Annotated in this window: 29 protein-coding genes and 1 pseudogene; 18 read left to right on the forward strand and 12 right to left on the reverse strand. The window is 71.0% G+C overall.

Translation table 11 applies throughout. The features are described from left to right. The first annotated feature begins 16 nt into the window (after window positions 1–16). Both AXK61_RS05020 and AXK61_RS05025 read left to right on the forward strand, forming a co-directional pair. Window positions 17–454: an acyl-CoA thioesterase gene (locus AXK61_RS05020; RefSeq protein ID WP_269451155.1), complete on the forward strand. Its 438-nt coding sequence runs from the start codon at window positions 17–19 to the stop codon at window positions 452–454. Continuing rightward, window positions 451–1107 (forward strand): hypothetical protein, encoded by a 657-nt coding sequence (locus tag AXK61_RS05025; RefSeq protein WP_068570112.1) that lies wholly within the window; start codon window positions 451–453, stop codon window positions 1105–1107. The genes AXK61_RS05020 and AXK61_RS05025 overlap by 4 nt, the downstream gene beginning before the upstream one ends. Here AXK61_RS05025 and AXK61_RS05030 read toward each other — a convergent pair. Beyond that, complete coding sequence (locus AXK61_RS05030; protein ID WP_068570111.1) at window positions 1071–1733, reverse strand: MerR family transcriptional regulator; 663 nt, start codon at window positions 1731–1733, stop codon at window positions 1071–1073. The genes AXK61_RS05025 and AXK61_RS05030 overlap by 37 nt on opposite strands. 79 nt (window positions 1734–1812) lie before the next feature. Between AXK61_RS05030 and AXK61_RS05035 the strand changes: the two genes are divergently transcribed. Next, window positions 1813–2298, forward strand: a complete 486-nt coding sequence (locus tag AXK61_RS05035; protein ID WP_231855435.1) for a DUF4188 domain-containing protein — start codon at window positions 1813–1815, stop codon at window positions 2296–2298. A 67-nt stretch (window positions 2299–2365) separates the two neighbouring features. Here AXK61_RS05035 and AXK61_RS05040 read toward each other — a convergent pair whose 3' ends face one another. Then, on the reverse strand, window positions 2366–3964 hold the full coding sequence (locus AXK61_RS05040; RefSeq protein ID WP_068570109.1) for a glycoside hydrolase family 13 protein: 1599 nt from the start codon (window positions 3962–3964) through the stop codon (window positions 2366–2368). 13 nt (window positions 3965–3977) lie between these two features. Beyond that, a complete protein-coding gene (locus AXK61_RS05045; RefSeq protein WP_068570108.1) occupies window positions 3978–4382 on the reverse strand; it encodes a globin in 405 nt (134 codons plus the stop codon). 90 nt (window positions 4383–4472) lie between these two features. Between AXK61_RS05045 and AXK61_RS05050 the strand changes: the two genes are divergently transcribed. The 4 genes from AXK61_RS05050 (at window position 4473) to AXK61_RS05065 (ending at window position 7357) form a co-directional block, all read left to right on the forward strand. After that, window positions 4473–5828 (forward strand): sensor domain-containing diguanylate cyclase, encoded by a 1356-nt coding sequence (locus AXK61_RS05050; protein ID WP_068570107.1) that lies wholly within the window; start codon window positions 4473–4475, stop codon window positions 5826–5828. Between the two features lie 179 nt (window positions 5829–6007). Further along, the gene (locus tag AXK61_RS05055; RefSeq protein WP_068570124.1) at window positions 6008–6565 is read left to right on the forward strand and encodes an HNH endonuclease; all 558 of its coding nucleotides are present in this window, start codon (window positions 6008–6010) and stop codon (window positions 6563–6565) included. A gap of 65 nt (window positions 6566–6630) precedes the next feature. Further along, on the forward strand, window positions 6631–6888 hold the full coding sequence (ctaJ, locus tag AXK61_RS05060) for an aa3-type cytochrome oxidase subunit CtaJ (RefSeq protein ID WP_068570106.1): 258 nt from the start codon (window positions 6631–6633) through the stop codon (window positions 6886–6888). Beyond that, complete coding sequence (locus AXK61_RS05065; RefSeq protein WP_068570123.1) at window positions 6875–7357, forward strand: DUF5130 domain-containing protein; 483 nt, start codon at window positions 6875–6877, stop codon at window positions 7355–7357. The genes ctaJ and AXK61_RS05065 overlap by 14 nt, the downstream gene beginning before the upstream one ends. A 68-nt stretch (window positions 7358–7425) precedes the next feature. On the opposite strand, the gene AXK61_RS05070 is transcribed toward AXK61_RS05065, so the two are convergent. Further along, entirely contained in the window at window positions 7426–8934 is a 1509-nt protein-coding gene (locus tag AXK61_RS05070; RefSeq protein ID WP_068570105.1) for an MFS transporter, read from the reverse strand. 92 nt (window positions 8935–9026) lie between these two features. Then, window positions 9027–9350 (reverse strand): YchJ family protein, encoded by a 324-nt coding sequence (locus AXK61_RS05075; protein WP_231855436.1) that lies wholly within the window; start codon window positions 9348–9350, stop codon window positions 9027–9029. Between the two features lie 96 nt (window positions 9351–9446). Here AXK61_RS05075 and AXK61_RS05080 point away from each other — a divergent pair, with 96 nt between their 5' ends. After that, window positions 9447–9908, forward strand: a complete 462-nt coding sequence (locus tag AXK61_RS05080) for a nuclear transport factor 2 family protein (protein ID WP_197466747.1) — start codon at window positions 9447–9449, stop codon at window positions 9906–9908. A 57-nt stretch (window positions 9909–9965) separates the two neighbouring features. On the opposite strand, the gene pepN is transcribed toward AXK61_RS05080, so the two are convergent. After that, complete coding sequence (gene pepN, locus AXK61_RS05085) at window positions 9966–12533, reverse strand: aminopeptidase N (RefSeq protein ID WP_068744142.1); 2568 nt, start codon at window positions 12531–12533, stop codon at window positions 9966–9968. Between the two features lie 215 nt (window positions 12534–12748). Between pepN and AXK61_RS05090 the strand changes: the two genes are divergently transcribed. Further along, window positions 12749–13372 (forward strand): mycothiol-dependent nitroreductase Rv2466c family protein, encoded by a 624-nt coding sequence (locus tag AXK61_RS05090; RefSeq protein WP_068744144.1) that lies wholly within the window; start codon window positions 12749–12751, stop codon window positions 13370–13372. 372 nt (window positions 13373–13744) lie between these two features. Here AXK61_RS05090 and AXK61_RS25630 read toward each other — a convergent pair. Beyond that, window positions 13745–14686 (reverse strand): annotated as a pseudogene (locus AXK61_RS25630) (M48 family metallopeptidase); the annotation flags it as partial. Window positions 14687–15090: 404 nt separating this feature from the next. On the opposite strand from AXK61_RS25630, the gene AXK61_RS05100 reads away from it, so the two are divergent. The 6 genes from AXK61_RS05100 (at window position 15091) to AXK61_RS05125 (ending at window position 18898) form a co-directional block, all read left to right on the forward strand. Then, a complete protein-coding gene (locus AXK61_RS05100; RefSeq protein WP_068570100.1) occupies window positions 15091–15573 on the forward strand; it encodes a ribose-5-phosphate isomerase in 483 nt (160 codons plus the stop codon). After that, the gene (locus AXK61_RS05105; RefSeq protein ID WP_068570099.1) at window positions 15574–16377 is read left to right on the forward strand and encodes an Fpg/Nei family DNA glycosylase; all 804 of its coding nucleotides are present in this window, start codon (window positions 15574–15576) and stop codon (window positions 16375–16377) included. A gap of 83 nt (window positions 16378–16460) precedes the next feature. Further along, window positions 16461–17456 (forward strand): PE-PPE domain-containing protein, encoded by a 996-nt coding sequence (locus AXK61_RS05110; RefSeq protein WP_068744148.1) that lies wholly within the window; start codon window positions 16461–16463, stop codon window positions 17454–17456. Window positions 17457–17473: 17 nt separating this feature from the next. Further along, window positions 17474–17749, forward strand: coding sequence for a DUF3618 domain-containing protein (locus tag AXK61_RS05115; RefSeq protein ID WP_068570097.1), 276 nt, complete (start codon window positions 17474–17476; stop codon window positions 17747–17749). Window positions 17750–17781: 32 nt separating this feature from the next. Beyond that, window positions 17782–18147 carry a hypothetical protein gene (locus AXK61_RS05120; protein WP_068744150.1) on the forward strand — a complete coding sequence of 122 codons (366 nt, stop codon included), beginning with the start codon at window positions 17782–17784 and terminating at the stop codon, window positions 18145–18147. Window positions 18148–18199: 52 nt separating this feature from the next. Further along, window positions 18200–18898, forward strand: a complete 699-nt coding sequence (locus AXK61_RS05125) for a hypothetical protein (protein WP_068570095.1) — start codon at window positions 18200–18202, stop codon at window positions 18896–18898. On the opposite strand, the gene AXK61_RS05130 is transcribed toward AXK61_RS05125, so the two are convergent. Together AXK61_RS05130 and AXK61_RS05135 are read right to left on the reverse strand one after the other, a co-directional pair. Then, entirely contained in the window at window positions 18889–19566 is a 678-nt protein-coding gene (locus AXK61_RS05130; RefSeq protein WP_068744151.1) for a hypothetical protein, read from the reverse strand. The two genes, AXK61_RS05125 and AXK61_RS05130, sit on opposite strands and share 10 nt — an antisense overlap. After that, window positions 19563–20138: an HhH-GPD-type base excision DNA repair protein gene (locus AXK61_RS05135; RefSeq protein ID WP_068570093.1), complete on the reverse strand. Its 576-nt coding sequence runs from the start codon at window positions 20136–20138 to the stop codon at window positions 19563–19565. The genes AXK61_RS05130 and AXK61_RS05135 overlap by 4 nt, the downstream gene beginning before the upstream one ends. Window positions 20139–20238: 100 nt before the next feature. On the opposite strand from AXK61_RS05135, the gene AXK61_RS05140 reads away from it, so the two are divergent. Further along, entirely contained in the window at window positions 20239–21030 is a 792-nt protein-coding gene (locus AXK61_RS05140) for a crotonase/enoyl-CoA hydratase family protein (RefSeq protein WP_068744153.1), read from the forward strand. A 76-nt stretch (window positions 21031–21106) separates the two neighbouring features. Here AXK61_RS05140 and AXK61_RS05145 read toward each other — a convergent pair whose 3' ends face one another. Both AXK61_RS05145 and AXK61_RS05150 read right to left on the reverse strand, forming a co-directional pair. After that, window positions 21107–21784, reverse strand: a complete 678-nt coding sequence (locus AXK61_RS05145; RefSeq protein WP_068744155.1) for a response regulator — start codon at window positions 21782–21784, stop codon at window positions 21107–21109. Beyond that, window positions 21781–22968 (reverse strand): sensor histidine kinase, encoded by a 1188-nt coding sequence (locus AXK61_RS05150; RefSeq protein WP_068570090.1) that lies wholly within the window; start codon window positions 22966–22968, stop codon window positions 21781–21783. The genes AXK61_RS05145 and AXK61_RS05150 overlap by 4 nt, the downstream gene beginning before the upstream one ends. A gap of 175 nt (window positions 22969–23143) precedes the next feature. Between AXK61_RS05150 and AXK61_RS24835 the strand changes: the two genes are divergently transcribed. Then, window positions 23144–23296, forward strand: coding sequence for a hypothetical protein (locus AXK61_RS24835; protein ID WP_156485574.1), 153 nt, complete (start codon window positions 23144–23146; stop codon window positions 23294–23296). Window positions 23297–23354: 58 nt separating this feature from the next. Then, on the forward strand, window positions 23355–24848 hold the full coding sequence (locus AXK61_RS05155) for a cytochrome P450 (protein ID WP_068744156.1): 1494 nt from the start codon (window positions 23355–23357) through the stop codon (window positions 24846–24848). A gap of 12 nt (window positions 24849–24860) precedes the next feature. Here the strand turns inward: AXK61_RS05155 and AXK61_RS05160 are convergent, their stop codons facing one another. Further along, window positions 24861–26561: a flavin monoamine oxidase family protein gene (locus AXK61_RS05160; RefSeq protein WP_068744158.1), complete on the reverse strand. Its 1701-nt coding sequence runs from the start codon at window positions 26559–26561 to the stop codon at window positions 24861–24863. Window positions 26562–26580: the final 19 nt, after the last annotated feature.

A 26580-nucleotide genomic window follows, 5' to 3' on the forward strand; every position in this document is an offset into this window, starting at 1 on the left:
AGCGGGCGTCACGGGCCTGCGCACCGTCTCCGCCGACGGTGCCTCCGTCCTGACGGTGCCCGTCGACGTCCGCTGGTCCGATATGGACGTCTACCAGCACATCAACAACGCGCGCATGGTGACGCTGCTGGAGGAGGCGCGGATCCCGCTGCTCTTCGCGCCGGACGCGCCCACCCGCGACCTGCTCGAGGGACTGCTGCTGGCCAAGCTGGAGGTCGAGTACCGCGGGCAACTGCGGCACCAGGATTCGCCGCTGCAGGTGACGGTGTGGACGTCCGCCGTGCGGGCGGCCGACTTCGTGGTGCACCACGAGGTCCGGCCCGCGGGCGCCCTGCTCGACACCGCGCCGGCCGTGGTGGCGCACGTGCGCCTGGCCGCCTTCGACGTGGCGGAGCAGCGGGTGCGCCGCCTGTCCGGAGAGCAGCGCGACTACCTGAAGTCGTTCTCCCGGTGAGCGACCGGAGGCTGACGGTGCCCGGGGCGCGGCCGCGGGCGAACCTCGCGGCGTTCGTCACCCGGCTGCTGCGCACCGACGACTCGGCCGTCGTCCGGGTCCGGCGGCGCGACGACGACCACGTCGAGGTCTGGGGCCGAACGGGCTTCGGCGTCCTCGTGGTCCGGGTGCTCACCGGTACTGTCGCGCCGGAGTCGCTCGTGTGCAGCGCCACGACCGTCCTCGATTCCCTGCGAGAGGATCCCGCGGGCGACCGGCAGCACGCGGGCGGGTACGTCGACGTGGGCTTCGCCCTCGATTCGGCCTGGCGCGGCGCGCTCCCACCCGCAACGGGTTTCGTCACCGTCGACGAGGTACCTGCGCGCGCGTTGCGGGACGTCGCGGCGCGCGGCGTCGAGGTGGGACGGGAGGCGGGCGGTCCCGCCGGGCCGCCGGCGTCGCTGCTGGACTCGGAGGTGGTCAGCGTGAGCTCGGGGGAGACCACCGTGCCGATCGCGCTGCGCACGGCGTTCGCGCTGGAGGCGATGGGCTTCGCCGCCGACGGTGCCGACGAGCCCGTCCGGGTGTCTGCGTCGGCGACGTGGGTGCGGGTGGACGCGCGGTACGGATCGCTGTATCAGCGAAGGGAATCCGGGCCCGGCCTGTTGGTCTGACGCTCGGCCTCGGTGGCGCGCTCGAGGAGCGTCGCGGTGAGGTTCTGCTGCGCCAGGCGGCGCAGGGTCTGCAGCACTCGGTCGGAGAGGACCGTGCCCACGATCGCGGTGCGCAGCGCCTGCTCGTCGTCGTCCGTCAGCGTGTCGAGGTCGCCGGCGGCGATGCCCTCCGCGGCGTCCGCCCAGCGGTCGAGGGTGCTGGTGCTGCCCACGTCGCAGGTCTCGGCGAGCGCCTTGAGCTGCGATCCGAGTTGGGGGAGCAGGACATCGCCGTCGCGGATCCGCCAGTCGCGGTGCTCGACGAAGGCGACGGCGGTAGCGGTCCAGTCGGGATCCTCGTCGTAGGCGGTGCCGTCCGCGAGCGCGTCCTGCGCGACCCCGAGCAGCTCGTGGCGCGGCACCGTCGGGCTGTCCAGAGCGTCGATGACGCGCCGGACCTGGGCGAGGGACAGGCCGCCCGATTCGACGAGGGCGCGGATGAGGCGCACCCGTTCGACGTGCGCGGGGCCGTAGTCGGCCTGGGTGCGCGTGCGCGGCACGCCGGGCTCGAGCAGCGACTCCCGGAGATAGAACTTCAGCGACGCGGTGCTGACGCCGGTCTCGGCGGATAACTCGGACAATCGCATGATTCGATCTTGACATGGGATAGCTTCACTCTCCAATATGGAGAGTGTCACTATCCAATGCTGCCTCGGGAGGCGCACCGTGAAGCACGACATCAAGACCGACGCCCATGACGGTGATGTGATCGTCTTCCTGATCGGGATGCAGCCGCGTCCTACGTGGAATCTCGGGCAGGCGGTCTTCCTCACCCGCTCGATGTTCGGCATGCAGCGAGAGCTCAAGCGTGATCGCCGGCGCGGCGGCGCGATCGGGTTCCTCGGCGGCTACAACGCGTTCACGACGACCGGGCCGATGGCGGTCCAGTACTGGCGCAGCTTCGAGGACCTGGAGCGATACGCCCGGTCGACCGACTTCCGGCACCGCCCCGCGTGGTTGAAGTTCTACGCGATGACCCACCAGGACGGGCGCTCGCGTGCGGGGATCTGGCACGAGACCTACCGCGTGCCCGCCGGCGGACACGAGTCGATCTACGGCGACCTCGCGAAGCCGGTCGGGCTCGGCGCGGCGGTCGGCGTGCAGCCCGTCGGGCGGCGCGGTACGTCGGCGCGCGAGCGCATCGGCGCGTGATCGGTCTCGGCGGAAGCCGGGAAGCCGGGAGGGCGGATCAGGCGCAGCCGCGTCCGCCGACAGCGCGCTACGCGAGCCAGCAGGCGGCGTTCGGGGGCAGCAGACCGTCGACCAGCGGTGCGCTGGCGAGGACGACCTCGCCCCCGGGCAGTTCGACGGGGTCGTCCGACGCGTTGAGCACGCAGGTCAGGCGGCCGTCGACCCGGCGGAACGCCAGCACACCCGGGCGGGGAGCGCCGTACCACTCGATCGCGTCGCCACGGAACTCCGGCCGCATGCGCCGCAGCTCGATCGCGGTGCGGTAGAGCGTGAGCGTCGAGTCGAGGTCCTCGAGCTCGGCCTCCGCCGTGAGGTCCTTCCAGTCGTCCGGCATCGGCAGCCAGGTGTCCGGCTCCGTCGAGAAGCCGTACGGCGGAAGGGTTCCCTGCCAGGGCAGGGGGACGCGGCAGCCGTCGCGGCCGCGCTCGGCGTGCCCGGAGCGCTCCCACGTGGGGTCCTGCAGCGCCTCGTCGGGCAGCTCGACATTGGGTAGGCCCAACTCGGAGCCGTTGTAGAGGAACGCCGTTCCGGGCAGCGCCAGCTCCACGAGGATCATCGCCCGCGCCCGCGCCACGCCCAGATCGCCGCCGCCGTACCGCGTGACCTCGCGGGGAACGTCGTGGTTGGACAGCGTCCACGTGGGGATGCCGTTCACCGACTCGACCGCGATGAGCGAGTTGTCGATCGCCGCGCGGATCTCCCGCGCGTCCCACTCCGCTTCCGCCAGGCGGAAGTTGAAGCCCAGGTGCAGCTCGTCGGGCCGGATGTACTCGGCGAAGCGGTCGTTGTCCTTCACCCAGATCTCGCCGACGGTGACGCGTCCCGGGAACTCGTCCATCACGGCGCGGATGCGCCGGTGGATCGCATGCACCCCGGGATCGTTGAACCGCAGGTCGTTCTCGTCGTTGTCCATGATCTGGTTGTTCACCAGGTCCATGTCCGGCAGCCCCGCCGGCTTGGCCATCCCGTGCGCGACGTCGATCCGGAAACCGTCCACCCCGCGGTTCAGCCAGAACCGCAGGGTCTGTGCCAGATCCTGGAAGACCTCCTCGCTGTGCCAGTTCAGATCCGGCTGCTCGGGGGCGAAGATGTGCAGGTACCACTGGCCCGGCGTCCCGTCGGGCTCGGTCACGCGATGCCAGGCCGGGCCGCCGAAGATGCTGGGCCAGTTGTTCGGCGGCTCGTCACCGTTCGGCCCGCGGCCCTCGCGGAAGACGTAGCGCTCGCGCTCCGCGCTGCCCGGGCCCGCCGCCAGCGCGGCGCGGAACCACGGGTGCTGATCGGAGGTGTGGTTCGGCACCAGGTCCATGGTCACGCGGATCCGGTGCGCGTGCGCGGTCCGGATCAGCTCGTCCATGTCCTCGATGGTCCCGAACAGCGGGTCGATGTCGCGCGGATCCGAGACGTCGTAGCCGTGGTCGGCCATGGGGGAGCGCATCACCGGCGAGAGCCACAGCGCGTCGACGCCGAGCAGCTCGAGGTAGCCCAACCGGTCGATCACGCCGCGCAGGTCCCCCACGCCGTCACCGTTGGAGTCGGAGAAGGACCGGGGGTACACCTGGTAGAAGATCGCGTCCTTCCACCACGGGGCGTCGGTGTAGCGGGGCGTGCGGACGGGTGGCGTCATCTCACTCCTCAAGTCATCCGCCCATGGGGGTGTTCACGAGCATCTGTGCGGCCATCTCACAGTAGTTCCTGAGCTGCTGCTTGCGATCGGGGCTCATCCGCACGTCGTCGATCGAGGCGATCGCCGTGTCCATGCACCGCAGCCACGCGTCGCGCTCGATCTCGGTGATCCGGTACGGCACGTGCCGCATCCGGAGCCGCGGGTGGCCGCGCTGCTCGGAGTAGGTGCGCGGGCCGCCCCAGTACTGCTCGAAGAACATCCGCAGGCGGACCTCGGCGGGGCCGAGGTCCTCCTCGGGGTACAGGGGTCGCAGCAGCTCGTCGCGAGCGACCTCCTGGTAGAAGCGGTGGATCAGCTCCTGGAAGGTGTCCGCGCCGCCGACGGCGTCGTAGAAGCTCTGCTGGTCGGGCGTGCTCACCCCTCCAGTCTCGCACGGGCGGGGCGGCCGCTCCGGACCGGCAGCGCGGCGCGACGACGGTGGCCGGGGCCCGCCGCTATTGTTCGATCCGTGGACGGTGACGGGGAGATCGAGCGGTTGCGCGCGATGATCGACGAGTCGACGCGGTCCGCCGAGGACCGCGGTCTCGCCACCCTCCGGATGCTGCAGGCCATCGCGGACGCGGCTCCGGACCTGGTGTTCGTCAAGGACCTCGAGGGCCGGTACGTGTTCCTCAACGCGGCGGCGGCGAAGGTCAAGGGCGCGCCGGTCGAGGAGGTCCTGGGGCGCGACGACACCGACTTCTTCGGGCCGGCGTTCGCGGCGCGACTCATGGCCACCGATCGCGCCATCATGAGCAGCGGGACGGCGCGCGAGGTCGAGGAGACACCCGTCGTCGAGGGTCGGGTGCGCACCTTCATGTCCCTCAAGGCTCCCTACCGGGGCGCCGACGGAGCCGTCATCGGTCTCATCGGGATCTCCCGGGACGTCACCGAATCGCGGCGCGCGGCGGCCGAACTGGAGAACGCGCGGGCGCGCTGGCAGTTCGTCGTCGACGTCGCGGGGGACGGGGTCGCCGAGTGGGACCTCACGTCGGGCGAGGTGTTCCTGTCGGCCCGCTGGAAGGCGGTGCTCGGCTACGCGGGCCACGAGGACGAGATAGGTTCGAGTCCCGTCGAATGGGAGCGCCGGGTGCACTCCGAGGACCTGACGCCCGCGTTGGCCGCCGTGTGGCGCCACCTGCGTGGCGAGACCCCGAGCTTCTCCTTCGAGCACCGTCTGAAGACCCGGTCGGGTGAGTGGTTGTGGGGCCTCGGGCAGGGCCGGGTCACCGAACGCGGGCCCGACGGGCGTCCGCTGCGCATCGTCAGCATGCTCACCGACATCAGTCCGCAGGTGATCGCCCGTCGCGCGGCCGCCCGCGAGGTCCTCAAACTGGGCCGATTGGTCGAGCTCGACGACCTCACGGGGATCGCCAATCGTCGGGGGTTCGGCAGCGCGCTCGACGAGGCCTGGCGGACGTCGCGGGGTGGGGACGCGGTGCACGTCGCGGTCATCGACGTCGATGACTTCAAGGGGTACAACGATGCGCGGGGGCACGGGGCCGGGGACGCCGCGCTGCAGTCCGTCGCCGGAGTGCTGGCCCGAGCGGGCTCGGCGGTGCGGAGCACGGCGGCGCGGTTGGGCGGCGACGAATTCGGACTCGTCATCGAGGGCCCCGTCGACCTTCCGGCGCTCCTCGAGCAGGTCCGCGCGGACGTGCTCGCCCTCGGACTCACCCACGACGGTGCCCGCCCGGTCTCGGTCAGTTGCGGTGGGGCGTCCGGTTCGATCGCGACATCCACGGCCGCGCAGCTGCTCGGCGAGGCGGACCGTCGGCTGTACCGGGCCAAGGGCCTGGGCAGGAACCGGGTGGTGGTCGGGTAGGTCACCTCGCGTTCACCGGTTGTGCGCCGACTCGCCGCGGGAAATGCGCGGAAATCACCGTGCGGATACCGGTCGTCCGTGGTGCACTACTAGAGGCGGACGACCCGGCCGAACCCGGCGGGTCGGCGCTAGGGTGAGGAGAGTCGATGAAGCGGACGCACGCCGCGGGTGCCCCCGCGATGGTCGCGCTCGCCGGCGACACCCCGCCCAGCGGGTCGGTGTGGGGCAAGCGGCGGGTGCTGCTCCTCAACGCCACCTACGAGCCATTGACCGCGATCTCGATGCGGAGGGCGATAGTCCTCATGCTCAGGGATAGGGCCGATGTGGTCCACGACGATCCGAACGGTCCGCTGGTGCATTCAGCGGACCGTTCGCTGTCTGTGCCCTCGGTGATCCGGCTGCGCACGTACGTCCGCGTGCCGTACCGGGCGCAGGTACCGATGACCCGGGCCGCGCTCATGCATCGCGACCGGTTCCGCTGCGGCTACTGCGGGGGTAAGGCCGACACCATCGACCACGTTCAGCCGCGCTCCCGGGGCGGTGCCCACGGGTGGGAGAACTGTGTGGCCTGCTGCGCCCCCTGCAACCACCGCAAGGCCGACCGGCTGCTGTCCGAAATCGGCTGGAAGCTCCGCACGGAACCGCGGGCGCCGCAGGGCCGGCACTGGCGGTTGCTGTCGACCCTCAAGGAGGTCGACCCGATGTGGAGTCGGTATCTCGACCTCGATGCGGCATAGGCTAAGTTGTTCTGCAGACCGACCAGCGCCGTGGGGCGTTCGCACAGACAGGAAAGGGGCCCACAGTGAGCTTGCTCAACATCATCGGCGGGATCACGGTGATCGCCACGATCGTCATCGTCGTCCTGTGTGTCATCTCGATGGCCACCGGCCGCAACGAGAAGTACCAGCAGCCGGACGAGTACAAGCTCGGCGAGCCGTGGACCCGCGAGCCCATGCTGTTCAGCGCGGTCGACGAGGCGCAGGTGGGGCCGCACGGCGGGCACCACGACGACCATGACAACGAGAACCTGATCGGGGGTGCCGCTCGTGGCAAGTGGTGATCACACGCAGACCGTCGCCGTTCCGCAGGGCGACCTGCCCATCGGGACGGCCATCACCTCCAGCGGGCGCATCTCGGCGGCCCGTCAGGCGAGCGACAGCCCGGTCAACCCGCCCTTCTCGCGCGAGGAGCTGATCGGCCTCGACGAGGCGCTGATCCGCGCGACCCGCGACGCGAACGCCCGTTTCTCGGTGTACATCGGCGACCTGGGTGACGATGCGCACGCCGGTGCCGAGGCGGTGCTCCGTCAGGCTCCCGAGCCGGAGTACGCCGCGCTCATCGCCGTCTCGCCGAACACGCGCGACATCGTCGTGCTCACCGGTAGCGGCGTCGCCGACCGCCTGGGCGACAAGGTCGCTCAGCTCGGCGTGACCGCCGCGATCCCGCCCTTCCAGGCCGGGGATCTCATCGACGGCCTCATCGCCGCGCTGCGCGTCATGGCCTCGGCCGTGAAGCCACCCACGGCGTAGTAGTCAGCACGAACGAACGGCCCACCGGATCCGATCCGGTGGGCCGTTCCTTCGTCTCCGGACCGAGGTCAGTGCTCGGCCGCCGCCAGGTCCCGGGCCTCCTCGTACAGCTCCGTCGCCTCCTCCGGGGTGTCCACCTGCGGCGCGGAGCCGAGCAGGGGCTGGGTGGCGGTCTCGCGCATCGCGATGACGGCGATCAGGCCGACGATGCCGCTGACGATCAGGTAGAAGCCCGGTACCAGGTCGTTCTTCGTAGCGTCGACCAGCGCGGACGTGATGAGTGGGGTCGTGCCGCCGAACGCCGAGACGGCCACGTTGAAGCCGAGTCCCAGAGCGCCGTACCGGACGGCGGTGGGGAACAGGGCGGGCAGCGTCGAGGCGGTGGGCGCCGCGAAGCAGGCCAGAACGGCGCCGAACACGATGCAGGCCACCACCGGGCCCCAGAGCGAGCCGTGACTGAAGAGCCAGAACGCGGGCACCGCGACGACGATCTGCGCGACCGCCGCGGTCGCGAAGACGGCCCTGCGGCCCACGATGTCGCTCAGGTGTCCCACGATCAGGATCAGCGCGACCACGACGAGCATCGCGAGCAGCACCAGCATGTCCGCGGTCAGCTGGGTGCGGTGCGCCACCTCGGTGAGATAGGTAGGTAGGTAGGCGGTGATCATGTAGTTGGTCACGTTGTAGAGGATCACCAGGCCCATGCACACGAGCAGTGGGCGCCAGAGCTTCGTGATGATCATGCGCAGCTCGTGCTGGGGCGTCTGCACCGCCTTCAGTGCGTCCTCGTGGGCGTCCAACTGGGCCTGGAAAGCGGGGGTGTCCTCGAGCTTGAGGCGCAGGTACAGGCCGATCAGGCCCATCGGGCCCGCGATGAAGAAGGGGATGCGCCACCCCCACGACAGCATGTCCGCCTCGGAGAGCGCTGCGTTGAGGACCGTGACCAGCAGCGATGCGCACGAATAGCCGATGAACGTGCCGAAGTCGAGCCAACTGCCGAGGAAGCCGCGGCGCTTGTCCGGGGAGTACTCGGCGATGAAGGTGGTCGCGCCGCCGTACTCGCCGCCCGTGGAGAAGCCCTGCACGAGCCGGGCGCACAGCAAGAGGATCGGCGCCCACATCCCGATCGCGGCGTACGACGGAATGACGCCCACGGCGAAGGTGCCGATCGACATCATGATCATGGTGGCCGCGAGGACCTTCTGCCGGCCGACGCGGTCGCCCATCAGTCCGAAGACGATTCCGCCCAGCGGGCGGACGAAGAACGCGGCGGCGAAGGTGCCGAAGGTCGCGAGCAGCTGACCGGTGTGCGAAAGGCTCTCGAAGAACACCTTGCCGAGCGTCGTGGCGAGGTAGGCGTACACGCCGAAGTCGAACCACTCCATCATGTTGCCCAGTGCGGCGGCGGTGATCGCCCGCTTGAGCATCGGCTGGTCGACGACCGTGATCGACTCCTCGGTGAGCGGCGGCTTGCGCCGGAAGAGCCGCGCCAGCGTACGGCGGCGAGAGGATCGAACACTCTCGGTGCCCCAGCCTGCTATGTGCAGTTCGCCCGATTCCGTTCGCGTCCTGTCCATTTCTCCACGCTAACAAGATTTTCTAATCATGAGGCGCGGGGTCCGGAACGGCGGACGGTATGCGCCGATATGGGGTGGTATCGGGGAGTGGATCAGGTGAAGAGGTCGCCGTCGACGTAGAACCATGCGCCGTCCTCCCGGACGAAGCGCGACCGCTCGTGGAGCACGCCGAGATCCCCGGCGGCGAGGTAGGTGGCTCGGAACTCCACGACACCCGTCCCGTCGCCGGCGGCGCCGTCGACGGTGTCGACGATCTGGAGTCCGCGCCAGCGCACGTCCTCGTCGAGCTCGAGATCCGCCGGGCGGGTGCTCGGATGCCACGACGCGAGGAGCCACTCCACGTCGCCGTCGCGGAACGCGGCGAAGCGGGAACGCATCAGTGCCTCGGCGGTGTCGGGAGTGTGGCGCGCGTCCATGTGTGCAGCGTACGGCGATGGGCATCACGTTGTGCGTCGCGTTCGATCGTGTTCTGATCGAATAAAAGTATTGAAGTTTCAATGATTGGATACGGGATGAACCTCAACCGGACGATCCGCAACGCCGTCGCGGCGCTGTTCACCGTCGGTGCACTGGTGCTCGGCGTCGCGGCCCAGGCGAGCGCGGCACCGTCGAGCCCCAAGCAGGTCGTGACCGCCTTCTACACCGAGGGTTTCGTGCAGCGCGACATCGCCGGGGCCGCCCAGCGCTACATCGGTGAGAACTACATCCAGCACAATCCCGAGGTCGCCGACGGGCGCGAGGCGTTCGTCAAGGTTCTCGGTCCCGTCGTGAAGGACCCGAAGTACAGCACCTCGATCGTGCGCGTGGTCGCCGACGGCGATGTCGTGGTCGTCTACGCGAAGTCGGTCTACGACGGCAAGGCGCAGGCGGTCGCCGACATCTTCCGCGTCGCCAACGGCAAGATCGTCGAGCACTGGGACGTGATCCAGGACGATCCCGGCAGGACGGTGAGCGGACACCCGTTCATCAGCTGACGCACGTGCCGAAGCGGCCCCGGGATCGAAGGATCCCGGGGCCGCGGCGTTCGAGGGTCAGGCCCGGTCGAAGGCGCGGGCCGCCAGCGAGCGGACGATGCCCGCGCGGCCCTCGAGCACCAGGCGGCGCAACGCCGGCGGGTGCTCTCCCGCGAGCCACGCGTCCGCGGCGGCCACGGCACCGTCGGAGATGTCCCAGGAGGGGTAGAGGCCCACGACGACGGTCTGCGCGACCTCGGAGGAGCGGCGGCCCCACACCTCGTCGATCGACGCGAAGTAGCGCGGCGTGAAGGGGGCGAGCAGCTCGCCCTGGCCGGGGCCGCCGATGCCCGCGGTGATCGCGCGGGTCAGCGTGTTCGACAGCGAGTCGTCGCCGAAGACCTTCTCCCAGGCCTCCTCCTTGACCCGGATGTCCGGGCGCGCGGCGAGCGCGGCCGCGGCCGAGCGCTCGCCCGCGGCGGTGGGATCGCGGAGGACCTCCGCGTCGATCTCGTCCACCCCGACGACGCCGGCGCGGGCCAGCGCGGTGAGCAGCCGCCACCGCAGATCGGTATCGACCGTCAGGCCGGCGAGCCCGACGGTGGCGGGCTCGGCCTCGTCGTACAGCGCACGGAGGGCATCGATCTCGGCGCGACCCAGGGCGGACGCCGCGAGCGCGTTGACGAAGGCCAGCTGGAAGTCCGAGCCCGCCTCAGCGTCCCGGGCGAGCTCCAGCAGTCCGGCGGCGAGCCGCTCGCGGCCCTCCGCGTCGGCCCAGGTCGGATCCGCGTACGACTCGACCGCGGTCTGCGCCTGCAGCACGACGCGCTGCACCACGCCCACCTCGGTCTCGGCACCGATGCCGCCGAGCACGAGCTCGACGAAGTCGCGCGCCCGCATCTCGGCCTGTCGGGTCATCTCCCACGCCGCGGACCAGCCGAGGGTGCGGGGCAGCGACTCCGCGATATCGGCGATGCGGCCGGTGACCGTGTCCAGCGAGACCGGGTCCAGCCGCACCGAGCAGTAGGTGAGGTCGTCGTCGTTGAGGAGCACCAGCTCGCCGCGGTGCACGCCCACGAGCTCCGGCACGTCCGTGCGCTCGCCGGCGACGTCCAGCTCGACGCGCTCGGTGCGCACCAGTTTCCCATCCTGATCCGCGTAGACGCCCACCGCGAGGCGGTGCGTGCGCAGCTCGCCCGCGCCGGGCTGTGCGCCCTCCTGGACGATGGTGAACCGGGTGAAGTTCCCGGCGTCGTCGACCTCGAAGTCGGGGCGCAGGATGTTGATGCCGGTGGTCTTGAGCCACTGCGCGCCCCAGTCCGACAGGTCGCGCCCGGAGGAGGCCTCCAACGCCCGGAGCAGGTCGTCGAAGGTGGCGTTGCCGAACTTGTGCTCGGCGAAGTAGGCGCGCAGGCCGGCGAGGAAGGGCTCGAGGCCCACGTACGCGACGAGCTGCTTGAGCACCGACGCACCCTTGGCGTAGGTGATGCCGTCGAAGTTGACCTCCACGGCCTGCAGGTCCGGGATGTCGGCGGCGACGGGGTGCGTCGACGGCAGCTGGTCCTGCCGGTAGGCCCACGACTTCTCGACATTGGCGAAGGTGGTCCACGCCGAGGTGTACTCGGTGGCCTCGGCCTGGCTGAGCACGGAGGCGAAGGTCGCGAAGGACTCGTTGAGCCACAGGTCGTCCCACCACCGCATGGTGACCAGGTCGCCGAACCACATGTGCGCCATCTCGTGCAGCACCGTCTCGCAGCGCCGCTCGTAGAGGTAGCGGGTGACCTTCGACCGGAAGACGTAGTCCTCGAGGAAGGTGACCGCGCCGGCGTTCTCCATGGCGCCCGCGTTGAACTCCGGCACGAACAGCTGGTCGTACTTGCCGAAGGCGTAGGGGATCCCGAAGTTCTTGTGGTAGAAGCCGAAACCCTGCTTGGTCTCGACGAACAGCCGATCGGCGTCCATGTGCTCGGCGAGGCTCGCGCGGCAGAACAGGCGCAGGTCGATGGTGCCGTGCTCATCGGTGTAGGCGTCGGTCCACACCGCGTACGGGCCGGCGATGAGCGCCACGAGGTAGGTCGACATCGGCTCGGTCGTGACGAAGGTCCAGCGGTGCGCGCCGGTCGGCAGCGGCTCCCTGGTCGCCTCCGCGCCGCCCGTCACCACCGTCCAGGCCGACGGTGCCGTCACGCTCACGTCGAAGACGGCCTTGAGGTCGGGCTGGTCGAAGCACGCGAACATGCGCTTGGCGTCGGCGGTCTCGAACTGCGAGTACAGGTACACCGCGGCGTCGGTCGGGTCGACGAAGCGGTGCAGGCCCTCGCCGGTGTTGGAGTAGAAGAACCGCCCGGAGATCACGAGCTCGTTCTCCGCGGCGAGGCCGTGCAGGGCCAGGCCGCCCTCCTCGGTGTAGCCGGACGTGTCGACCGGGCGCCCGTTGAGGGTCGCCGTGAGGCCGGTGGCGATGAGGTCGATGAAGGTCTCCGCGCCAGGCGTCGCCGAGAACGTGATCGTCGTGGTCGAGCCGAAGGTCTTGTCGCCGGGCGCGTTCGCGCCGTCGGTGAGATCCAGGTCGATCGCGTAGCGGGAGACGGTGACGACTCCCGCGCGTTCGGCGGCCTGGATCCGGGTGAGATTGGGGGCGGACAAGGGCGACGCTCCTTCGTGCTCGGGTGCATGCTCGGCTACTGCGCGCTTCGATGGGACCGATTCCACAATGCCACCCGCGCCCCGCGAGTGTGTGACGGGGAAGCACATGCGCGTGCGCGGCGTTGCGACGAGGGGAAGAATCGACACCGTCGGGCCGGGAACGTCCGCGCCGTGCCCGGCGGCACCGTCGACCACCGCGAACGCAAGGAGACCCTGTGACCGAGACCGCCCCGACGAAGGACCGCGTCGACTTCTGGTTCGACCCGCTGTGCCCGTGGTGCTGGATCACCTCGCGCTGGATCCTCGAGGTCGAGAAGGTCCGCGACATCGACGTGAGTTTCCACGTGATGAGCCTGGCGGTGCTCAACGAGGGCCGCGACAACCTGCCCGAGATCTACCAGGAGCTGATGAAGACGGCGTGGGGCCCGGTGCGCGTGCTCATCGCCGCCGCCCAACGGCACGGCGACGAGGTGCTGCCGCAGCTCTACACCGCGATGGGCACCCGGATCCACAACCAGCAGAACAAGGACCTGCCGGTCGTGATCGCGGAGTCGCTCGCCGAGGTCGGCCTCGAGTCGGACCTCGCGGCTGCCGCGAACAGCAGCGATGTCGACGAGGAGCTGCGCAGGAGCCACCACGCCGGCATGGACAAGGTCGGCGACGACGTGGGCACCCCCACGATCCACATCAACGGCGTCGCCTTCTTCGGGCCGGTGCTCTCGCGCATCCCGCGCGGTGAGACCGCCGGGAAGGTGTGGGACGGCGCGGTTCTGCTGTCCGCGTACCCGCACTTCTACGAGCTCAAGCGCACCCGGACCGAGGAGCCCGAGTTCGACTGACCAGGTGGTCTCTCGTCGAGCTCAGCGCACACGGACCGAGGAGCCCGAGTTCGACTGACAGCCCCTCGGACACAGACCCGGGGCCCCGTCGCAGCACGTGCGACGGGGCCCCGGTCGTGGTGGAGAGCGCGATCAGGAGCCGTCCGGTCCGTTCGGGCCGGGCTGGTTCGGGCCGGGCTGCGCGGGCGGCTGCTGCTGGCCCTGCGGGGCCTGGCCGGGCCCCTGCGGCGGGTACGGACCCACGGGCCCCTGGGGCGCCGGCCCGGAGGGGACCTGATGGGCGCCCGGACCGAACGGGCCCTGGGGGCCCACGGGGCCCTGGGGGACCTGGCCCGGCGCGGGGGCCAGCGTCTCCTGGCGGTTGTAGACGGGTACCGGCCCGGCGGGCACGACGGCGCCGCCGCCGATGCCGCGGAGCGGCTGGGACGGTGCGAACCACAGCGAGCCCGCGCGCGTCCGGTTGCGGAGCGCCGCGGCGCGCCAGGTGAGCACCGGATGGGATGACAGGAGGTTCACCACCCAGGTGAAGAAGCCCTTGTCGGTGGACGCGCGGTCGGCGAGCTGGTCGAAGTCGACCTGCTTGCCGAGGTACTTGCCGGCGCCGAGCACGCCCATGCCGCCGGGGATCCCGGCGGGCTCGTTGAAGTAGCCGTAGTTGTCGGCGGTGTATTCCTGCGAGCGCGACAGCGCGGTCCCGATGACGGGCAGGTAACTCATCGCGAACGAGCCGACCTGGCGCCAGTAGGACACGTGGCCGGCGGCGATGTGGCCCACCTCGTGACCGATGATGTAGGCCAGCGCCTCGGGATCGCGGGCCTCGCCGCCGATCTCGAACAGGTCGCTGTAGACCACGACGAACCTGCGGAACCCGTGGCCGGACGCGAAGGCGTTGATCTGTCCGTTGCCGAGGACGACGAACGCATCGGGCACCTCGCGCATGCCGTACCGGGCCGCGGCCTCGCGCACCATCCGATAGCCCTCGGGGAACTGCGTGGGCGTCATCTGGATGCCCTGGACCCGGGGTGAGGCCCAGTTGATGCCTCGCCCGAGCCACAGGACGATCGGGACCAGCAGCGCGAGCAGCGTGTACTCGTTGATGGCGCCGAGCATCGCCAGCAGGATCGAGCCGCCGTAGATGAGCAGGGTCACCAGGATCACGATCACCAGCAGCGGGATCTCCCAGGGGTGCCGCCGGGGCGCGCCCGCGTAGGCGGGCGGCTGGTACACGGGCGTCACCGGACCGACGGGTCCGGCCGGTCCGCCCGGGAACTGCGGCCCGGCGCCGAAGGGAGCGCCGGCCGGGAACTGCGGGATCTCGCCGGTTCCCGGATACGACGGTGCCGCGCCGAGCCCGGCGGTGACCGCCGGGTCGTGCGCGCCCAGCTCGGGCAGCGCGTGATGGCTGCCGGTCCGGTGTCGCTCGGTGGGGAAATCGGCGGCGGGGATCGCGGAGGTCGCAGCGTCCGAGGGGGAGACGGACGCTGCGGCGTCCGCGCCCGGTGCTACGTCCTCCGGCTGCACGACGGGGAAGAAGCCCGTGCTGGGCATCGTCGATTCGTTCGGCTCGGAGCTGAAGGCGCCGCTGCGGGCGGACTCGGTGGGGGCGGAGTCGTCCTTCGGCTCCTGCCCCGGTGTCTGCTCGGTGCTGTCATCCATGCCATCGAATGTAGGCTGTGCCGCTCATCGATGCTCGCGCGGCGCGTGCAAGACTTGTAGCCATGCGCGTTTACCTCGGCGGCGATCACGCCGGATTCGAACTGAAGTCCCAGATCATCGAGCACCTGACGGCGGGCGGCCACGAGGTCGTCGACTGCGGCGCCCACACCTACGACGCCCTCGACGACTACCCGGCCTTCTGCATCGACGCCGCCAAGCGCGTCGTCGCCGACCCGGGCAGCCTCGGCATCGTGCTCGGCGGCAGCGGCAACGGCGAGCAGATCGCCGCCAACAAGGTGCCCGGCGCTCGCTGCGCCCTGGCGTGGAGTGTCGAGACCGCGCAGCTGGCGCGGCAGCACAACAACGCGCAGCTCATCGGTCTCGGCGGCCGCATGCACAGCAAGGAGGAGGCGCTCGCCATCGTCGACGCGTTCCTCGCCGCCGAGTGGTCCGACGAGCCGCGCCACCAGCGCCGCATCGACATCCTCTCGGAGTACGAGCGCACGGGCGTCGCGCCCGAGGTGCCCGCCTCGCCGGAGGCGTAATTGCCCGAGGGGCACACACTCCACCGGCTCGCCCTCGCCCACGACGCACTGTTCGGGGGCGAGGGCGTCCGCGTCTCCAGCCCCCAAGGGCGGTTCGCACCGGAGGCGCAGCGCCTCGACGGCAGGGTCTTCGAGCGCGCGGATTCCTGGGGCAAGCACCTGTGGCACCGCTACGAGGGCGGCGCGATCGTGCACGTGCACCTGGGCCTGTACGGCGCGTTCACGGACTTCGGCCTGGTCGACGGTGCCGCGCCCGCGCCCGTGGGGCAGGTGAGGTACCGCATCGTCGGACCGCGCGGCGGCACGGACCTGCGCGGCCCCACCGCCTGCGAGCTCGTCACGGAGGAGCAGGTCGACGGTGTCCTGGCCCGTCTCGGGCCCGACCCGCTGCGACCCGACTCCGACCCGGACGACGCACGACGGCGCATCGAGCGCTCGCGACGACCGATCGGCGCGCTGCTCATGGACCAGAAGGTGCTGGCGGGCGTCGGCAACGTCTACCGGGCGGAGGTGCTGTTCCGGGCCGGGATCGACCCGCACCGCGAGGGGCGGGACGTGTCCGGTGAGGAGTTCGACGGCATCTGGGCGGACCTGGTCGCGCTCATGCCGATCGGCGTCGAGCGCGGGCGCATGCACGTAGTGCGTCCCGAACACGACCACGGCGCACCGTCGTACGCCGAGGACCGGCCCCGGACCTATGTCTACCGGCGCACCGGCGAGCCCTGCCGGGTGTGCGGCACGCCCGTTCGCACCGAGGTGATGGAGGCGCGAAACCTCTACTGGTGTCCCACCTGTCAGAGTTGACCGCGCTGTTAGCTCAGACACAGAACCGCTTTCTTAACATGGATTTCAGCTCGTTCACACACGCAGCGGGTTGAGTCGCGGGCATGAACACGCTGACCGTCCACAGCAGGGCGGCCCGACGACCGGCGGACGCCGGCCGGGCCCGGATCACCGTGCTCGCCGTCGGCGGTACGGGCGAGTCGTGGATCGACGATCCGCGCACCGATGTCACCGGCATGCTCAGCCATGTGGTGGCGGAACTCGACGATCGGTTCACCGACCGGTGGGTGGGCTACCCGGCGTCGTACGGCCCGGTCCCGGCGCGCGACGGCGTCTCGTTCGCGGAGTCCGTCGCGATCGGCGTCGAACGCCTTCTCGTGGCGATGGCCGAGATCGACGGGCCGGTGGTCCTCATCGGGTACTCGCAGGGCTGCACCGTGGTCCGACGGGTCCTGGGCGCGATGGCGGACGGTCCCGTGCTCGCGCCGCACGTGCTCGCCGCCGGCCTGATCTCCGACCCGGAGCGGCCGCACGGCAGCGACCCCGCGCTGTGCGGATCGGGCGTCGCGGGCGACGGACCCGCGGTGCCGGACGGGTTGCCGCTGCTGTGGATCTCGCACCCGCAGGATGTCATCTGCAATGCCAGCGTCGACTCCTTCGTGCGTGACATCGCCGACGCGACCGCCTATCTGACGCTCCGCGACCTGGCGACCTGGGCGCCGCGCGCGGCCGGGGAGTACCTGGGGCACCGCTTCCAGAACGCCACCCGCACCGCGTTCGGGTCGCGGCAGTGGCGGCGCGACGTGGACCGGCTGCGCACCGCCGGTCGGGAGATCCTGGGCTACCTGCCGCGGGTGAACTACCGCGGGCGGGACTACAACCTGCGCGGCGACCGGCACACCGCCTACGCGAACGAGCCGCTCGCCCGGCTCCGGCACGAGGACTACGAGCTCACGGGCTGCCAGATCCTCGCGCAGTGGCTGCAGGTCCAGGCCACCTTCGCCCTCCCCGCGGAGCCGGATCGTGCCGCCCGGGCCCCGCAGCGGGCCGCGGCCGCGACCGCTGGTCTAGAGTCGGAGAAGTATTTGCAGGCCGGCTGACCCGGAGGTAGAGCGAAGTGGCACGTGACACCGAGAGCATCGAGCGCGATATCGAGCGCGCCCGGGAGCAGCTGGCGGCGACGCTGGATCAGCTGGGGGAGCGCGCGGATCCCCGCAAGCTCGCCGAGCAGGCCCAGCAATCGGTGATCGCCACCGTGACCAAGCCGCCGGTACTCGCCGCGGCAGCCGGTGCCGTCGTGCTGGTGCTCGTCGTCGTGGGATCGCGGGTCGCCCGCGCCCGCCGCGAGAAGCAGATCATCCGAGCGCTGGCCGAGGGCCGGATCTCGATCTGATCTCCGTGCTCGAGACGAGAAGGGGCGGCGCCGTGATCGGCGCCGCCCTTGTCGTTGCCGCGGTCGCGATGGGAGCGGGCGGCTGCGGCGCGCCGCCGCGCGCCGTGACGCCGTTGCCCGCCGGATACCCCGTCGCGCAGGTGCCGATCGTCGGCACGGTCAGCAAGGCGGAGACGATCGACATGGGCCACCCGATGTGGCGCGTCACCGTCGACGGACGCGACACGGTGGCCGCCGCCCGCGCCCTGCTCGCCGCGGGGCTCGCGCCGGTCGCGCCGGGCGTCCCGCTGGACGCCGGCCGGGTCGGGGCGGTGTACCGGGGCCACGGCTTCACCGTCGGGATCTCCGCGAACGACGGTGACGTGACCTACGTGGTGAGCCCCACACCCGGCGTCTGACCTCAGGGAATCTCCTGATTCCGCGATCGCGGATCGGCGCTACGCTGGAACCATGGAGTTTCCGAAAGTACTGCTCGCCCCGGCACGTGTCGGGCTGGCCGCCGCGGGTCTCGGCCTCGCCGCGGCGGAGACCTCCGTCGCGGTGGCGCGCGACGTCGTCGGGATGGCCGCGGACCGGCTCGATCCCGGTTCGGGTGACGGCACCCGCCACGAGAACCTGATCACCGCCGCGCAGCGCGTGCCGTCGATCGTGCACCGCGTCTCCGATCTGCTCGGCGACGAGGGTGCCATCCACCGGGTGGTGGGTCCCGGCGGCGCGGCCGATCGGGTGGCGGACCTGTTCAACGAGGGGGGATCCGTCGATCGGATCATCCGGCCCGACGGTCCGCTGGACCGTGCCACCCGGGACGGCGGCATCGTCGACGTGCTGACCGCGGAGGACGGTGTCGTCGCGCAACTCGCCGCGATGACCGACGCGCTCAACCGGCTCACCCCCACGGTGTCCGCGATGAATCAGCGGATCAGCGACATCGAGACCGTGGTGGGTGCGGCCAACACCGTCGCCGAGCCGGTGACGGACCTGCTGTCGAGCCTGCCTAAGTTCGCGCTCCGCACCGCGAACGAGATGGCCCGGGCTGCGCAGCCGCGGCAGCCGCGCCCCGCCCGCATCATCGACGCGCCGTCCGCAGGTCCGACGGTGCTGCCGGCGCCCGAGGCCTCGGCCGAGAGCTCGCCCGAGACTCAGGTGTAGGACTTGGCGCAGATGGTGTAGACGGGGTCGTCGAAGAAGTAGCTGCGGTCCCACTCGCCGGTGCAGCGGGCGGAGTCCTTGAGGCCGCCCACCACGGAGATCACGGTGATGGTGCCGGGCGCGCCGCACTGCGCGGCCGCCTTGATCCAGGTTCCCGGGACCGGGGCGGAGTAGCAGTAGTTCACGTTGAGGTTCGGGGTCAGGCAGTAGGCGCGCCCCTTGGTGATCGAGGTCTGCTCCTTCTTGCACGCCTCGCCCACGGGCATCACCTGGGTGACCTTGTACGGGGACCCGCCGTCGTCGCAGTTGCCGACCTTGGGGTTCTCGGGCACGTCGTAGAGGCAGTCGTTGATCCGGAACACCTGACCGGTCGCGTCGATCGTCGCCGACGTCGCGCCCTTGCCGGGGTCGTTGCCCCCCTTGGAGTCGTTGAGCAGTGCCGCCGTCACGATCGCCGCGATGAGCGCGACCACCGCCGCGACGGCCACGATGCCGACGATGAGATTGCGGCCCGACGAGGGCTTCCGGGGAGGCTGCGGCGGCGGGCCGCCGGGGACGGGGCCGGGGGCGGCGGGGCCGCGCGGAGGCGCGGGCAGCGGAAGGGCCTGAGAGTACGCCTGGCCGGGTTCCTGCGGGTGGTATCCGCCGTGCGGGCCGGGACCCGTCATGCGCCCTCCTTCTTCGCGGCCGCCTTCATCTCCTTCTTGTGGGCGCGGACCTTCTGCAGCGACTCGCCGTCGACCACGTCCGCGACGGAGCGGAAACCGGCCTTGCCGTAGTCGCCGACCGCCGTCGCCCACCCGCGGGGCTTCACGCCGAGCTGCTTGCCGACGAGTGCCGCGAAGATCTTCGCCTTCTGGGCGCCGAACCCGGGGAGCGCTTCGATCCGCTTGACCAGATCGGCGCCGGACGAGGCCTCGGTCCAGATGCGCTCGGCGTGTCCGTCGTACTCGTCGACGACGATCCGCGCGAGCGCCTGCAGTCGGGCCGCCATGGCGCGCCCGTAGCGGTGGATCGCGGGCGGGGTGGTGCACAGTTCCTCGAATCGCACCGGATCCGCGACCGCGATGTCGCGGGGATCGATGCTCCCGAATCGCTCGAGGACCTTCCAGGGACCCGCGAACGCCCGCTCCATGGGGAACTGCTGATCGAGGAGCATGCCCGCGAGCAGCGCGAACGGGTGCTCGGAGAGCACCGCGTCCGACTCGGGTTCCCCCGTGATGTGCAACGTGACCGCCATGGCCGTCATGGTACTTCAGCCGTGCCTTCCAGTATCGGGAGCAACGCGGCGGCTAGGGTTGGTCTGACGGCCAACGGCGAGCGGAATCGAGGAGAAGCGAATGTCGAACATCGACTACGAGGTGCGCGACGAGGTCGCCTATGTGCGAATCAACCGTCCGGAGAAGCACAACGGCCTCACGCTGGACATGCTCGACGATCTCGCGCGGGCCGCGGACCGCGCGAAGAACGACCACTCGCTGCGCGCCGTGATCCTCTCGGGCGAGGGCAGCTCGTTCAGCTCCGGCCTCGACTTCGCCTCGGCGGGCAAGGAACAGCGCCGCCTGTTCATGAACTTCGTCCCGAAGCGGATCTCGGCCGCGAACAGCTTCCAGGCCGCCGGCTGGGCCTGGCGCAGTGTGCCCGCGCCCGTGATCGCCGTGGTCACCGGACACTGCTACGGCGGCGGTCTGCAGATCGCACTCGGCGCTGACTTCCGCTACGCCTCCACCGAGGCCGACTTCTCGATCCTCGAGGCGAAGTGGGGCCTGATCCCCGACATGTCGATCTCCGCGTCGATCGCCCAGCTCACGACCATCGACGTCGCGAAGCGCCTGACGATGACCGGCGAGATGTTCACCGCCAAGCAGGCCCTGGACTGGGGCCTGGTGACCGGTGTCTCCGCCGATCCGATGAAGGACGCCCTCGAGTTGGTGGAGAAGCTCAAGGAGCGCTCGCCCGATGCGGTGGCCGCCTCGAAGGCCCTGTTCGAGAACACCTGGTACAGCGGCTCGCGCCTGTCCTTCCCCGTCGAGCAGGCACTCCAGCTGGGCCTCCTGCGCGGCCGCAATCACACCATCGCCCGCACCGCGGCGATGAACAAGGAGAAGCCCGTCTTCGTCGAGCGGCAGTAGCGGGCCGGAGCGTCAGCCGCCGGGGCGGACGATGCCGTGATCGGGGGCGAAGACCTGGCCCCGCCCCTCCGGACCGTCAGCCGCCCGGCCGGACGATGCCGTGATCGAACGCGAAAACAATCGCCTCGGCGCGGTTGCGGACGTCGAGTTTGGTGAAGATCGATCCGATGTGGCTCTTCACGGTCACGATGGAGATCACCAGCTCGGCGGCGATGTCGTCGTTCGACATCCCGCGCCCGACGAGGGCGAGCACGTCGATCTCCCGGGACGTCAGCCGGGTGATCGCCGGGCCCGACGGTGCCGCGGTCGCGACCGGTGCCGCGCGGTAGGTCTCGAGCACGCGGCCGGTCACCGCCGGGTCGAGGACGGCCTCGCCCGCAGCGACGAGCCGCACGGCCCGGATCAGCTCCTCCGCCGGTGAGTCCTTGAGCACGAAGCCGGATGCGCCGGCGCGCAGCGCCTCCGACAGCAGGTCGTCGTCGCGGAACGTGGTGAGGACGAGAACCGGTGGGGCGCCGTTGTTCCCGGTGACGCGTCGGGTGGCCTCCATGCCGCTCATCCGCTTCATCCGCAAGTCCATCAGCACCACGTCCGGCGCGGAGTCGGCGACCGCACGCGCCACCTCGTCGCCGTCGGAGCATTCGGCCACGACCTCGAATCCGTCGCGGCGGCGCAGGATCCGGCGGAGCCCGAGGCGCACCAGGTCCTGATCGTCCACCAGCAGCAGCCGGATCGGCGGGTCGGTCACGGTCATGACGGGGTCTCCTGACGGACGGTCGGACTCGGGCGGGCCGCCGGGAATCGCGCGTCCACCAGCCAGGTCCCGTCGACGGGACCGGTCGTGAGGGTGCCGCCCGCGCTCTCGACGCGCGCCCGCATGCCGTCGAGGCCCGTCCCACCCGGGGCGCGGCGGGCACCGTCGGGCACGGGGCACGCGACCCGGACGGCCAGGCCTCGCCGCTCCCGGGCCTCGACGGTGACCGCGACCTGCGCGCCCGGTGCGTGCTTGACGGCGTTGGCCAGGGACTCCTGGACCACCCGGAAGGCGGCGAGACCGGAGGTGCCGGCGAGCGCCGTCGACGAGGTCCGCTGGTCGAGGGTCACCGCGAGTCCGGCGCGCTCGAAGGACGCGACCAGCTCGGGGATGTCGGCCAGGCCGGGCTGCGCGGATCCGGGTCCGTCGGTGCGCAGCAGCTCGATGGTGTTGCGGATGTCCTTCATCGCGGTGCGGCCCTGGGTCTCCGCGTCGCGGAGGGCCTCGACGGCCTCGGCCCGGTCGTCGTCGGACTCGAGCGCGCGACGGGCGGCGGTCACGTTGAGCAGCACGACGGCGAGCGAGTGCGCCACCACGTCGTGGACCTCGGCGGCGATGGCCGCACGATCGAGCGCCGTGCGTGCCGCCTGCGCCCGGCGCTCGGCGCGCAGCAGGAGGAGCTGGTTCTGCAGCAGCTGGCCGACCGCGGCACCGAAGCAGACCGTCAGCACGATGAGCCAGGCCTGGTGGTTCGCGCCGAGCAGGCCGGCGCCGATGACGACGGCGAGGTACACGGCCAGGTGGGTCGCCGCCACTCGCGGCGTGCAGACCGCCGCGACCTGGGTGATGCCGAGGACCAGCATGAGCGGCACCACGTCGAAGGTCGTGGGCACGCACCAGAACAGCATCGCCACGCCCAGGGTGGCCGCGGTGTGCGCGGTGATCGACACGGATCGAGCACTCACGAGGCTGGCGCTGAGGTGCACCAGCGACAGGGCGATCGCGGCTGCGAGCCACACCCACTGCGCGACCTGCGGTCCGGCGAGCACTCGGGGCGCCACCGCTCCGATCGTCAGCAGCACCATCGCCGCCTCGGTGATGGTCATGTAGTACGGCGGGTACTCGTAGCCCAGCTGCGCGAGTACACGCCGGTACCGCGCCTCGAGCCACCGCAGAGCGCGCATGGCTTGCATCGTAGCCGCGCGACCAGCCCGGTTCATCCGCCCGGGGGCGGATCCCCGGCTCCACCCCCGGGCGGGGGCGCGAATCCGACTTGAGCACGCTGACCTGCGTCGACGCCGGCGATAGCGTCGAAGACGGACCCGGGACACCCACCGGGCACGGGAGAAGGAGCAGGACATGATCACCGTTGGAGTCATCGCCGCGTTCGTCCTCGCGATCGCGGTCCTCACCCACGACCGCGACGGTCTCGACTTCGGCGCGCGCGACGTTCACCGCGCGGTCGCCGAGCGCGACCACCGGACCGGGCCGCTGGGCACCGTCGTCCCCTGAGAACCGGCCGCCGCCCGCGGGAGAGCACGGGCGTGCACAATCGATGAAGGAGGACGATATGACCACGATCACACGCGCCGCCCGATCCGGATTCGGCAGCGGGCTGGGCGGCACCGTCGCGCGCACCCTGTCCATCCCCGAACCCGCCTGGCATCTCCGTGATCCCGCGCGGCCGGGGATCTCGGGCAGGAACTCGGACGATGCAGGTCCGGTGGACGACGGCGCCGGGCTGAGTGCGGCCCCGTCGTTGCCGATGGGCCGGGTGCGGGCGTCTCTGACCTACACCCTGCGCGAGGGGGACGTGATCTTCGGCGCGTCGGAGCGGTACGGGGACGTGTTCCGGTCCGAGTTCGCCGGCGGTCCGGGGCGGATCGTCATGCTGTCCAACCCCGCCCACATCGCGTCGCTGATGTCGCGCCCCGACGGTGCGCCGTCGGCCACCCGGTTCTCCCCGCTGCGGCCGATCGTGGGGCCGGACTCGGTGCTCACCTCGGTCGGCCCGCGGCACAAGCAGCAGCGCGGGCTCCTTCTGCCGCAGTTCCACGGGCGCGCGGTGGCGGCGTATCAGCAGCGCATCGACGCCGCCACGGCGCGCCGCATCGACGAGTGGCAGCCGGGGGAGCGGGTGGCGCTCGCCGACATCGGGCAGCAGATCACCCTCGACGTGATCATGTCGGCGGTGTTCGGCATCGACGACGAAGCGGGCGCCACGCGGGCGGAGCGCGCTGTCCGCTCGTCGATGATCCGGCTGCTGCACCTCTCGACCCACCCGCTCGCCACCGTGGTGCAGCTGGTCAATGCACGCAGCCCCGAGCCGCGGGGCGCGTTGAAGATGGTGCTCCGCCCGCTCGACAGGGCGATCTACGCCGTGATCGCGGAGCGGCGCCGGGAGGGAGCGGACGGGCCGGACGGCGGGGGCCGTTCGGACATCCTCACGGTGCTCATGGCAGCGCGCGGTGACGACGGTGCGCCGCTGGCCGACAGTGAGATCCGCGACGAGCTGCTCACCCTGGTGCTCGCCGGGCACGAGACCACGTCGAACTCCGTGGCGTGGACCTTCGAGCGCCTCACCCGCAACCCCGAGGTGTACCGGCGAGCGGTCCTCGCCGCCCGCGAGGACGACGAGGAGGCCTACCTCGAGGCGTTGATCAACGAGTCGATGCGCAGCCGCCCGGTGGTGCCGATCGTGGCACGGGAGCTGCTGTCGGACTGGCGGTTCGGCGACTACGTCGTGGACCGCGGTGTGGTGGCACTGATCTCGATCCTGCTGCTGCACCACCGCGAGGAGCTGTACCCGCGGCCCTACGCCTTCGATCCCGAGCGCTTCCTGGGCGTCAAGCCCTCGCCGCAGAAGCTCATGCCCTTCGGCGGCGGCTCCCGCCGCTGCCTCGGGGCGGGCCTGGCGATGGCGGAGCTGCGGGTGGTGGTCACGCAGATCCTCCAGCGCGTCGATCTCGCGATGACGGACGCCCCGGCCGAGCAGCCGAGGCACCGCAACGTCACCATGATCCCGGGGCGCGGCGGCCTGGTGACCGCACTGTCCCGGGACTGAGCACAGCGCCGCTCAGGCGCGCGTGCCGCGCTCGTCGCCGAGCCGGATCGGTGCGATGTCCGCGAAGACGTCGCCCGGTCCGGGATTGGTCGGTCGCGTGCCGCCGCCGAGGTGGTGCACGACGCCCCAGACGGCGTTGAGCGCCGTCTGGAGCGCGCCCTCGGCCCACCCCGCGGTCCACGAGATGTCGTCGCCCGCCAGGAAGAAGCCGCGGTGCCGCGGATCGAGCCGCTCCTGCATGAAGTGCGTGTAGAGGCGCTCCTGGTACCGGTAGTGCCCCGGCAGGTTCGCCTTGAACGCGCCCATGAAGTAGCGCTCCGTCTCCCAGGACACGGTCTTCGGCGTGGCGATGATGTGGCTGCGGATGTCCACGCCCGGGTAGATCTCGCCGAGAGATTTGAGCATGAGGTCCATCCGCGCGTTCACGTCCAGCGGGAGCACCTTGAGCGAGTCGTCGGACCAGGTGTAGCTCAGGCAGATCACGCCGGGCCGGTCCGGACCGTGGTCGAGCAGGTAGGTGCCGCGGCTCATCCGGTCGGTCAGGGTCATCGACATCGTGTCCCGGCCGGTGGCCGGGTCGACGTCGAGCCAGAACGGGCGGTCGACCAGCGCGAACACCTTGGAGCTGCCCATGTAGTGGGTGCGCTCCACCGCGGTCCAGTGGTCGATGGGCAACAGGTCGTCGTCGCAGTCGATGGTGTTGAGCAGCATCCACGCCTGGCCGGTGAAGATCGCCGCGGGGAAGGTGCGGGTCTCGCCGCCCGCGTCGACCAGGGTGTAGCGCGGCGCACCGCCGGGGCCTGCGGTCCGGCGGATCTCGGTCACCGCGGGGCGGTGCGCGCCCCCGTTGAGATCCTTGACCGACCGGGCACCGTCGAAGGTGTTCTCCCAGAGGTGCTTCGGGAGCCGGTCCGAGCCCCCGACGATGCCGCGGTGGTGGTCGTCCGCGGCGGTGCAGGTGACCCGGAGGATCTCCAGCATCGAGTTGGGATAGTCGGTGTCCCAGCCGCCGGTGCCGAATCCGACCTGCCCGAACAGTTCCCGGTGCGCGAAGGAGCGGAAGTGCTTCGAGGCGGTGAGGAAGCCGTAGAAGGTCTGGTCGTCGAGTTCCTCGACGAGGCGCGACCACACGGCCCGGATCCGCGGCACGTCCCGGGCGCGGATCGCGTCCTGCAGTTCGGCGGCGTCGGCGTAGTCGGCGAGCGTCGCGTCCCAGGCCTTCGCCACCTCGGCGAACTCGGGCGGCAGGTCGGCGGCGGTGCGCGCGTAGTGGCTCTCACCCTTGAGGTCGATGACGGTGCTGGGCGTCGCGTCCGCGAGCGGGTTCGGGAAGGCCTGCGTCCGCAGCCCCGCGAGGTCCAGGTAGTGCTGCAGCGTGGTGGACGAGGGCGGGAAGCGCATCGCGCCCATCTCGGCGACGAGATCGTCGTCGTAGCCGGAGAACCGCTCGCTGCGCATCCGCCCGCCGATCCGGTCCGCCTCGTACACCACGGGTTTCAGGCCGATCCGGGCCAGCTCGTAGGCGGCGGTGAGCCCGGCGAGGCCGGCACCGATCACGGCGACCTCGGTCCCGAGCGCCTCGTCCGGGACACTGCCCAGGCCGTCCGGGTGGGTCACCCAGTCGTCGTAGGCGAAGGGGAAGTCGGGCCCGAACATCGTCAGGGGTGCCTCGGATGCGGACGGGCCGTGGGCGGGCATGGCGGGCTGGGTCATGTGCGCTCCTTCTCGGGGG

Source organism: Tsukamurella pseudospumae (genome assembly GCF_001575205.1).
GTDB classification, from domain to species: domain Bacteria; phylum Actinomycetota; class Actinomycetes; order Mycobacteriales; family Mycobacteriaceae; genus Tsukamurella; species Tsukamurella pseudospumae.